The organism is Dactylosporangium sp. NPDC049140, from assembly GCF_040648435.1.
In genome coordinates, this window is record NZ_JBEZDS010000023.1 from 84,627 (window position 1) to 93,773 (window position 9,147).

The window sequence follows — 9,147 nt, forward strand, 5'->3', positions numbered from 1 at the left end:
GGGGTGCGGGTGGAGCGAAGCTCCCCCGCCGCGAGCGGCAGCGAGCCGGGAATACAGACGCCCGCGACCCCTCAAGGCCGCGGGCGTCCACCCCCGATGTACCGGTCAGTCGTGCGCGATGGCCTGCAGGACGTTCACCCGCGCGGCCCGGATCGACGGCAGCACCGCGGCCACGACGCCGACCAGGGCCGCCAGCACCAGGTACGTGCCCATCTGGGTCCACGGGAACGCCATGCGCGTGAAGCCGTCGTCCTTGAGCGCGTGCACCACCGCCGAGCCGAGCCCGATGCCCACGCCCAGGCCGAGCAGGGCGCCGAAGACCGAGATGACCACGGCCTCCACGGTGACCATGCGCATCGTCTGCGCCCGCCGCATGCCGATCGCGCGCAGCAGGCCCAGCTCGCGGGTCCGCTCCAGCACCGACAGCGCCAGGGTGTTGACGATGCCGAGGACCGCGATGAGGATCGCCAGTGCCAGCAGCACCTGGATCATGGTGAGGAGCTGGTCGAACTGGGCCGACTGCGCCGCCACGTACTCGGCGCGGTTGGCCACCGACACCTCCGGGTTGTCCTTGAGCAGGGTGTCGACCTGCCGCTGGACGTCGGCGACGGCGGTGCCGGGGGAGACCTTCAGGTACCCCCAGGACGGCTGCTGCACCCGGAAGTCCGGGATCAGGTCCTTCGAGACGATGATGCCGCCGGCGACGTTGCTCTTCGTGTAGATGCCGACGATCGTCACGTGGTGCACGTCGCCGTGGGTGAACTGCATGTCGACGCTCTGGCCGACCGTGTAACCGTGCTCCTTGGCGGTGTCCGGGTCGACGACCGCCTGGTCCTTGCCGGTGAACTGCAGCGCGCCCTGCTGCGGGGTCAGCTTGAACATGCCGGCCCACGCGGGGAGGTCCGGCACCGCCGAGACGCTGTGGCGCTCGGTGCCGACCTGCCCGTACTCCCAGTACTCCGACGCCGCGCTGGAGACCCCCGAGATGTGCGCCGCCGAGTCCATCACGGCCGGGTCGAAGGTCGCCGGGCCGTTCTGGTCGCCGTCGCCGGAGATGATCAGGTCCACGGTGACGTCCTTGGCGGCCTGCTGGGTCAGGCTCGACTTGGCCGAGGCGAGGATGACGTTGACGCCGGTGATGAGGGCCAGGCCGACCATGAGCGCGGCCGCGGTGATCGCCGTGCGGCGCGGGTTACGGCCCGAGTTGAGCCGGCCCAGCTTGCCCGGCACCGACCACGAGAACAGCCGGCCGAGCAGGCTGACGACCGGGCGGGCCAGCAGCGGGGTGAGCAGCGCGACGCCGATGAACGTCACGAGCACGCCGCCGAGGATCAGGAACAGGGTGGTGTTGCCGCTGCCGGTGCCGTTGAGGCCCAGGCCCAGCAGGGTGCCGCCGGCGGCGCCGACGACCGCGCCGCTGACCGTGAGCTTCGTCAGCGGCCGGTCGGGCGTGGCCACCTCCTGCAGCGCGGCGATCGGCGGGATGCGGCTGGCGCGCAGTGCCGGCAGTACCGCCGCCACGACCGTCACGACCAGACCGACCACGAAGGCGCTGATGACCGCGGCGGCGGGCACGCCGACGGAGGCCAGGGCGACGCCCGTGAGGTTGCCGAAGAGCCACGCCAGCAGTACCCCGACGCCGACGCCGGCGGCGAGCCCGAGCACGGAGGCGACCAGCCCGATCGCGACCGCCTCGGTGAGCACCGAGCCGAGCGTCTGGCCGCGGCTGCCGCCGAGGGCCCGCATGAGGGCCAGCTCCCGGGTGCGCTGGGCGACGATGATCGAGAACGTGTTGAGGATCAGGAACGTCCCGACGAACAGCGCCACGCCGGCGAAGCCGATGAGGATGTTGTTGAAGAAACCGAGGCCGGCCTTGAAGTCCTTGCTGGTGGCGGCCTGCATCTCCGCGTTGGTCTGGACCTTGTAGTCGGCCCCGGCCATCGCGGCGATCCGGTCCCGCAGCTGCGCGTGCGTGACGCCGGGCTCGGCCTTCACGTCGATGCTGCTGAAGGCGCCCGGCTGGCCGAGCATCAGCTCCTGGGCGACCGGCGTGGTGAACATGACCTCGAGCGCCCCGCCGATGGAGTCACGGTCGCCGCTGTACCCGAAGATGCCGACGAGCGTGAAGGTCTTCTTCGGCTGCAGGGTCAGCACCCCGACCTGGTCGCCGACCTTGATCCCGGCCGCCTTGGCCGTGGCCGCGTTGACCACGATCTCGTTGTCGGCGGCGGGTGCGTGGCCCTCGCGCAGCTTGAGCAGGTCCGTCTCGCCGGTCCAGTTCTCGCCGAGGCGCGGCGGGCCGAACGTGGTGACGACCTTGCCGTCCTTGCCGACGACCCGGGCCCCGTCGGCGCCGACCTGGGCTGTCACCGCGGCCACGCCGGGCACCGCCTTGACCTTGTCCGCGAAGGCGGCGGGGATGCCGGTGCTCTGCTGCTGCGGGCCGTCGAACCCGGCGTCGCCCAGCGGCGGCTTCTTGGTGACCTGCACGTCGATGCCGGCGTAGGCGGAGGCGAACAGGCTGTCGAACGAGCGGCCGAGGGTGTCGGTGAGCACGAACGCGCCCGACACGAACATGACCCCGAGCACGACCGCGAGCCCGGAGAGCACCAGCCGCAGCTTGCGCGACAGCAGGCTCTTGAGGGTGGCCTTCAGCATGGTGCTCAGACCACCTTGTCGAGGCGCTTGAGCCGGTCCAGGACGGCGTCGGCGGTCGGCGCGTGCAGCTCGTCGACGATGTGGCCGTCGGCGAGGAACACGACGCGGTCGGCGTAGGAGGCCGCGTTCGGGTCGTGGGTCACCATGACGATCGTCTGGCCGAAGTCGCGGACCGAGTTGCGCAGGAACGACAGCACCTCGGCGCCGGAGCGCGAGTCGAGGTTGCCGGTGGGCTCGTCGGCGAAGATGACCTCGGGCCGCGAGACCAGGGCCCGGGCGCAGGCGACGCGCTGCTGCTGGCCGCCGGAGAGCTGGCTCGGGCGGTGCGAGAGCCGGTCGCGCAGGCCGACCGTGTCAATGACGGTGTCGTACCAGGCCGGGTCGGCCTTGCGCCCGCCGATCGACAGCGGCAGGAGGATGTTCTCCTCGGCCGTGAGCGTCGGCAGCAGGTTGAACTGCTGGAAGATGAAGCCGACCTTGTTGCGGCGCAGGTTCGTCAGCCCCCGGTCCGACAGGTCGGTGATCTTCGTGTCGCCGACGTACACCTGCCCGCGCGTCACGGCGTCGAGGCCGGCGAGGCAGTGCATGAGCGTCGACTTGCCCGAGCCCGACGGGCCCATGATGGCCGTGAAGTGGCCCTTCTCCAGCTCCACCGACACGCCCGCGAGGGCGTTGACCTGCGCCTCGCCGGAGCCGTAGACCTTCCATACGTCGACCGCCCGCGCGGCCACCTCGGTGCGCGTCGCAACCGATGCAGTCATGATTCCCCCTGGTGAATGGTGTGCCTGAATCTTCTCGGCGATCGGGCCGGGAATCGTCCGCCGCGGGGTAGTAGCGGCCACCGATATTGCGCTGGGGGAGCAGCCCCGAGCCGGGACGGGGCGGTTGGGGGAGCATCCCTTAGGCGATGTCAGGGACAACCCCGAAACGGTACTCACAGCTTTCTCAGACGCGCAGAAAAAGGGCCGCGGCCACCCCGAGGTGACCGCGGCCCGACGTTCCGGAGCGCTATTCGTACGCGATCGCGCCGAGCACGTTCAGGCGCACCGCGCGCACCGACGGGATGAGGCCCGCGATGCCGCCGATGACGATCGAGGCGATGAAGTACACCACCATCAGCATCCACGGCAGCGTGACCGCTCCGAACCCGAGCACGTCCTTCAGCGCCGTCACGATCGCCGCGCCCAGCGCGGCCCCGACCGCCAGGCCCAGCACGGTGCCGAAGACGGTGATGACGATCGACTCGGTCGTCACCATCCGCCAGGTCTGGCCGCGCCGCAGCCCGACCGCCCGCAGCAGGCCGAGCTCCCGGGTGCGTTCGATCACCGACAGCAGCAGCGTGTTGATGACGCCGAGAATCGAGATCGCCAGCGCGATGAGCAGCAGCACCTGCACGATGACGAGGGCCACGTCGAACTGCTGCTGGTTGCTGCTGATGTACTCGTCCTTGGTGTACGCCTGGACCTTCGGGTTGTCCTTGACCACGGTGTTGGCCTCGTCCTTGACCGCGGTGACCGACGCGCCGTCCTTGACCGCGAGGAACGCCTGCCACGCCTGCGGGAAGGCGAAGCCCTCCTTCGCGTCGGCGTAGTCGACCACGATGCCGCCGCCGACGTTCGTCGGGCCGCTGATGCCGACGAGCGTGAGGGTCTTCTGCTGGCCCTTGCCGAACGTCACCGCGATGGTGCTGCCGAGCTTGAACTTGCGGGAGTCGGCGGTCTTGCGGTCCACCATGAACTCGCCGGGCCCGAGCCGGTCGATGCGCCCCTCGTCGGTCTTGAGCTTGAGCACGGTCGCGACCGCGGCCGGGTCCAGGTACGAGGTGACGAACTCCTGCTTGCCGTCGATCTGCACCGCGTCGGCGCTGAACGCGGCGACCGTGCGCACGTCCGGCAGCTGCTGGAGCCCCTTGAGCTGGTCGTCGGTGAGGACCGGCGGGATCTCGTTGGTCTGCTGGCCGAGCACGACGACGTCGGCGGCGAGGTCCTTGTCGAGAGTGTCGCCGAGCGCCGTGGACAGCGAGGTGAAGATGGTGCTGATCGCCGTCACGATCGCGATGCCGATCATGACCGCGCCGGCGGTGATCGCCGTGCGGCGCGGGTTGCGCGAGGAGTTGCGCCGCCCGAGCTTGCCCGGCACCGACCAGGACAGCGCCGAGCCCAGCGCGGCCACCAGCGGCCGGGAGATGATCGGGGTCAGCAGCGCGACGCCGATGAGCACGCCGAGCACGCCGCCGAAGACCAGCGCCAGGGTGGCGCCGCCGGCCCCGCTCAGGCCCCAGACCAGCGCCCCGGCGGCCAGCGCGGTGACGATCGCGCCGGAGATGGTGAGCCTGGTCAGCGGCCGGTCGGGGGTGGCCGACTCGCGCATCGCCGCGATCGGGGCGACCCGCGACGCCTTCACCGCCGGCATGAGGGCGGCGACCATCGTCACGCCGATGCCGATGACGAACGAGGCGATGACCGCCGAGATCGGGAAGCCGAGGCCGGCGACCTGGGCGCCGTCGGCGAGGCCGACGAACAGCTGGGCGCCGAGGGCCCCGAGGCCGAGCCCGACGAGGAAGCCGAACACGGAGCCGATGATGCCGATCAGGACGGCTTCCAGCAGTACCGAACGCAGGATCTGACCCCGCGCCGCGCCCATCGCCCGCAGTAGCGCCAGCTCCTGTGTGCGCTGGGCCACGATGATCGAGAACGTGTTGAGGATCAGGAACACACCGACGAGCAGCGCGATCGCGCCGAAGCCGAGCAGGACGTAGTTGAAGTACTTCAGGATGTCCTTGATGCCCTGGCTGGACTGCTCGGACAGCTCCTTGCCGGTCTGCACCTCGAACTGGCCGCCGAGGCTCGCCTTGACGGTGTCGCGCAGCTGCTCGTCGCTGACCCCGGACGCCGCCTTGACGTCGATGGCGTTGTACTGCCCGGGCGCCTGCAGCATCGCGGACTGGGCCTGGCGGGTGGTGAAGAAGACCGCGCTCTCGCCGGCCATCGAGTCACGCCCGCCGGCGTACTGCATCAGCCCCACGATCCGGTAGGTCGCGCGCTGCTGGTCGCGGGTGATCACGTCCATCGTGTCGCCGACCTTGACCTTCGCGGTCTTGGCCAGGCCGTTGTTGACGACGATCTCGTCGTCGGCCTGCGGCCCGCGGCCCTGGTACAGGTGGACCAGGTCGTCCTCGCCGCTCCAGCTCCCGCCGAACTGCTGGCCGGTCTGGTTGACCACGACCTTGCCGTTCTTGCCGATCGGGGTCGCGCCGTTGAGGAAGACCCCGCCGGTGGCCTTGGCCACCCCGGGCAGGGCCGCGACCTTGTCCACCGTCGCGGCGGCGATCGGCGTGGTCGGGTCGGTGGCCCCGCCGCCGCCCTGCTGGGCCGCGACCGCGGGCTTCGCCGAGACCTGCACGTCGGTGTACGTGAAGATGTTGGCGAACAGGTTGTCGAAGGTGCGCCCGAGCGTGTCGGTGAGCACGAGTGAACCGGACACGAACATGACCGACAGCACGACCGCGAGGGTCGACAGCGTCAGCCGCAGCTTGCGCGCCAGGAGGCTCTTCAGCGTCGCCTTGAGCATGGCGGTCAGGCCACCTCGTCCGCGAGCCGGCCGGCGGCGTTGTCGAGGCCCTTGAGCTTGTCGAGCACCGCGTCGGCGGTGGGGTCGCGCAGCTCGTCGACGATGCGGCCGTCGGCCAGGAAGATGACCCGGTCGGCGTACGAGGCCGCGTTCGGGTCGTGGGTCACCATCACGATCGTCTGCCCGAACTCCCGCACCGAGTTGCGCAGGAACGACAGCACCTCGGCGCCGGAGCGCGAGTCGAGGTTGCCGGTCGGCTCGTCGGCGAAGATGACCTCGGGCCGCGAGACCAGGGCCCGCGCGCACGCGACGCGCTGCTGCTGGCCGCCGGAGAGCTGGCTGGGCCGGTGCGAGAGCCGGTCGCCGAGGCCGACCGTCTTGATGACGGTGTCGTACCACGCCGGGTCGGCCCTGCGCCCCGCGATCGACAGCGGCAGGAGGATGTTCTCCTCCGCCGTGAGCGTCGGCAGCAGGTTGAACTGCTGGAAGATGAACCCGACCTTGGTGCGGCGCAGGTCGGTGAGGGCCTTGTCCGACATGCCGGTCAGCCGCGTGTCACCGATCAGGATGTCCCCGCGCGTGACCGAGTCCAGGCCCGCCAGCGTGTGCATCAGCGTCGACTTGCCCGACCCGGACGGGCCCATGATCGCGGTGTAGTGGCCGCGTTCGAGCTCGACGCTCACCCCGTGCAGCGCGATGACCTGAGCCTCGCCGCTGCCGTACACCTTCCACACGTCGACCGCGCGCGCGGCGATGCCGTTGCCGGTCGTGACGTTCGTGGTCACCCTCGGTTTCCCCTCGTGAGGTGGTGCCCCTACCTTGTCCACCTCACGCTAAGACCGCCGCGCACGAGATCCCTCGTTCCTGGGAACGACCTCAGGACCCGGGCCGGACCAGTCCCGTCTCGTACGCGAGGACGACGGCCTGCACCCGATCGCGTAGACCGAGCTTCGTCAGTACGTGCCCCACGTGCGTCTTGACGGTCGTCTCGCTCACGGAGAGTGCCCGCGCGATCTCCGCGTTGGACAGCCCCTTGGCCAGCTGCACGAGCACCTCCCGCTCCCGGTCGGTGAGCACCCGCAGGTCGTGGGGCGGCTCGGCGGCCGGGTCGGGCAGCGTGTCGGCGAACTTGTCGAGGAGCCGCTTGAGGATGCGCGGCGCCACCACGGCCTCGCCCGCGGCGACGGTCCGGATGGCGATCACGAGGTCGTCGGCGGGCACGTCCTTGGCGAGGAACCCGCTGGCCCCGGCCCGCAGCGCCCCGACGACGTACTCGTCGAGGTCGAACGTCGTCAGGATGAGCACCCGGACCGGCAGCTTGGCGTCGACGATCGTGCGGGTGGCCGCGACTCCGTCCATGCGGGGCATCCGGATGTCCATGAGCACCACGTCGGGCAACAGCCGCCGGGCCAGCTCGACGGCCTCGACCCCGTCGCCGGCCTCGGCCACGATGTCGAGGTCGGGCTCCCCGCCGAGCACCATCCGGAACCCGGTGCGCAGCAGCGGCTGGTCATCGGCGAGCAACAGCCGGATCGGACGCGCCTGAGTCAACTCGCCAACTGCCTCTCTGCGGGGACCTCGATCGGAATACGGGCATGCACACGATATCCGCCGCCCGGCCGGGGCCCGGTCCGCAGCGTCCCCCCGTACAACATCACGCGCTCCCGCATCCCCAGCAACCCGTGCCCGACGGCCGCCGTCCCGAGCTGCGGCCCCCGCCCGGTGTCGCAGATCTCCACGGTCACGTCGGCCGGCGTGAAGGCCAGCCGGACCTCGACGGTGGCGGCCCCGGCGTGCTTGAGCGCGTTGGTGAGCGCCTCCTGCACGATGCGGTACAGCGTGAGCGAGACCCCCGGGTCGAGCATGCCCGGCTCCCCGTCGACCCGCAGCGTGGCCGGCAGCCCTGCCTCCCGGATCTGCTCGACCAGCCCCTCGATCCCGGCCAGCCCCGGCTGCGGCGCGAGCTCGCCGGCCGGCTCGGCCTCGGTCCGCAGCACGCTGAGCAGCCGCCGCATCTCCCGCAGCGCCGTCCGCCCGGTCTCCTCGATCGTCGCGAGGGCCTCGTCGGCCGCGGCCGGGTCCCGCCCGAGCATCCGTCGCGACCCGGTGGCGAGCACCCCCATGACGCTGACGTGGTGCGCGACGACGTCGTGCAGCTCCCGCGCGATGCGCCGCCGCTCCTCGGCCACCGCCTTCTCGGTCAGCGCCCGCTGCGTGGTCTCGGCCGTCCGGGCCCGATCCTCGAGCGCGGCGATATAGGCGCGCCGCGTCGCCACGGTCCGCCCGACGGTGAAACAAATGAGCGCACTCATGGCGTTGAATACGAAGAAGATCTTGGTGTCCGGATAGAATGCGCTGGCCCCGGTGCGGCCGACAACCATCGCCAGCGTCATTCCGGGCACCCACATGGCGGCGGTGGCAAGAATCGCGGCCCGGATCGGCAGATAAGCGGCGGCGGTATAGGTGACGACAATGACACCGAGCCCGCCGTCGACGAGTTCGAGCTGCCCGGCGAACGGCACCAGAATGTGCAGCGACGTCCACCCGATGGCGACCCAGAGCGCCCGCCGCCGCAGCGCGACGGCGACCATCCCGATGCAGTCGTAGACGAGCTGAGCCGGAAGGTCGACGACCCCGAACGCCCGCCGCGCCAGCGACTCGAGCAGCGCACTGACGCTCATGAGCAGCAGCGCGAGCGCAACGTCCTGAGCGAGCGCGCTCCCGCGCCGCCCGAGCAACTCCCTGACCCTGCGCACGCTATCGACGGTATAGGCCCGCGAGCCAACCACGTTCATCGCCGCGCGCGACGGAGCCCTCCTCCGCAAGGATGAGACGGCATCATTCGCAGCGGCACCCCGGCAACCGCAAAGTCGGACCCGCCCGCCGCCGGCCACGCCCAACTCGGACCGGCGCGGGGGC

General features: G+C 70.9%; 6 protein-coding genes. All 6 read right to left on the reverse strand.

Translation table 11 applies throughout. From position 1 onward, the window contains the following. Window positions 1–105 precede the first annotated feature (105 nt). Entirely contained in the window at window positions 106–2,658 is a 2,553-nt protein-coding gene (locus tag AB0B76_RS31650) for an FtsX-like permease family protein (protein WP_360382333.1), read from the reverse strand. 5 nt (window positions 2,659–2,663) lie between these two features. Further along, window positions 2,664–3,419: an ABC transporter ATP-binding protein gene (locus tag AB0B76_RS31655; RefSeq protein ID WP_360382335.1), complete on the reverse strand. Its 756-nt coding sequence runs from the start codon at window positions 3,417–3,419 to the stop codon at window positions 2,664–2,666. A gap of 247 nt (window positions 3,420–3,666) precedes the next feature. After that, on the reverse strand, window positions 3,667–6,228 hold the full coding sequence (locus AB0B76_RS31660; RefSeq protein WP_360382337.1) for an ABC transporter permease: 2,562 nt from the start codon (window positions 6,226–6,228) through the stop codon (window positions 3,667–3,669). Between the two features lie 5 nt (window positions 6,229–6,233). After that, window positions 6,234–7,013 carry an ABC transporter ATP-binding protein gene (locus AB0B76_RS31665; RefSeq protein ID WP_360382339.1) on the reverse strand — a complete coding sequence of 260 codons (780 nt, stop codon included), beginning with the start codon at window positions 7,011–7,013 and terminating at the stop codon, window positions 6,234–6,236. A 91-nt stretch (window positions 7,014–7,104) separates the two neighbouring features. Continuing rightward, window positions 7,105–7,779, reverse strand: coding sequence for a response regulator transcription factor (locus AB0B76_RS31670; RefSeq protein WP_360382341.1), 675 nt, complete (start codon window positions 7,777–7,779; stop codon window positions 7,105–7,107). Continuing rightward, on the reverse strand, window positions 7,776–8,984 hold the full coding sequence (locus AB0B76_RS31675; RefSeq protein ID WP_360382343.1) for a sensor histidine kinase: 1,209 nt from the start codon (window positions 8,982–8,984) through the stop codon (window positions 7,776–7,778). The genes AB0B76_RS31670 and AB0B76_RS31675 overlap by 4 nt, the downstream gene beginning before the upstream one ends. Window positions 8,985–9,147: the final 163 nt, after the last annotated feature.

Coding starts and splice junctions, on each gene's coding strand:
- AB0B76_RS31660 (WP_360382337.1), bottom strand. CDS start 6,228: ATGCTCAAGGCGACGCTGAAGAGCCTCCTGGCGCGCAAGCTGCGGCTG.
- AB0B76_RS31655 (WP_360382335.1), bottom strand. CDS start 3,419: ATGACTGCATCGGTTGCGACGCGCACCGAGGTGGCCGCGCGGGCGGTC.
- AB0B76_RS31650 (WP_360382333.1), bottom strand. CDS start 2,658: ATGCTGAAGGCCACCCTCAAGAGCCTGCTGTCGCGCAAGCTGCGGCTG.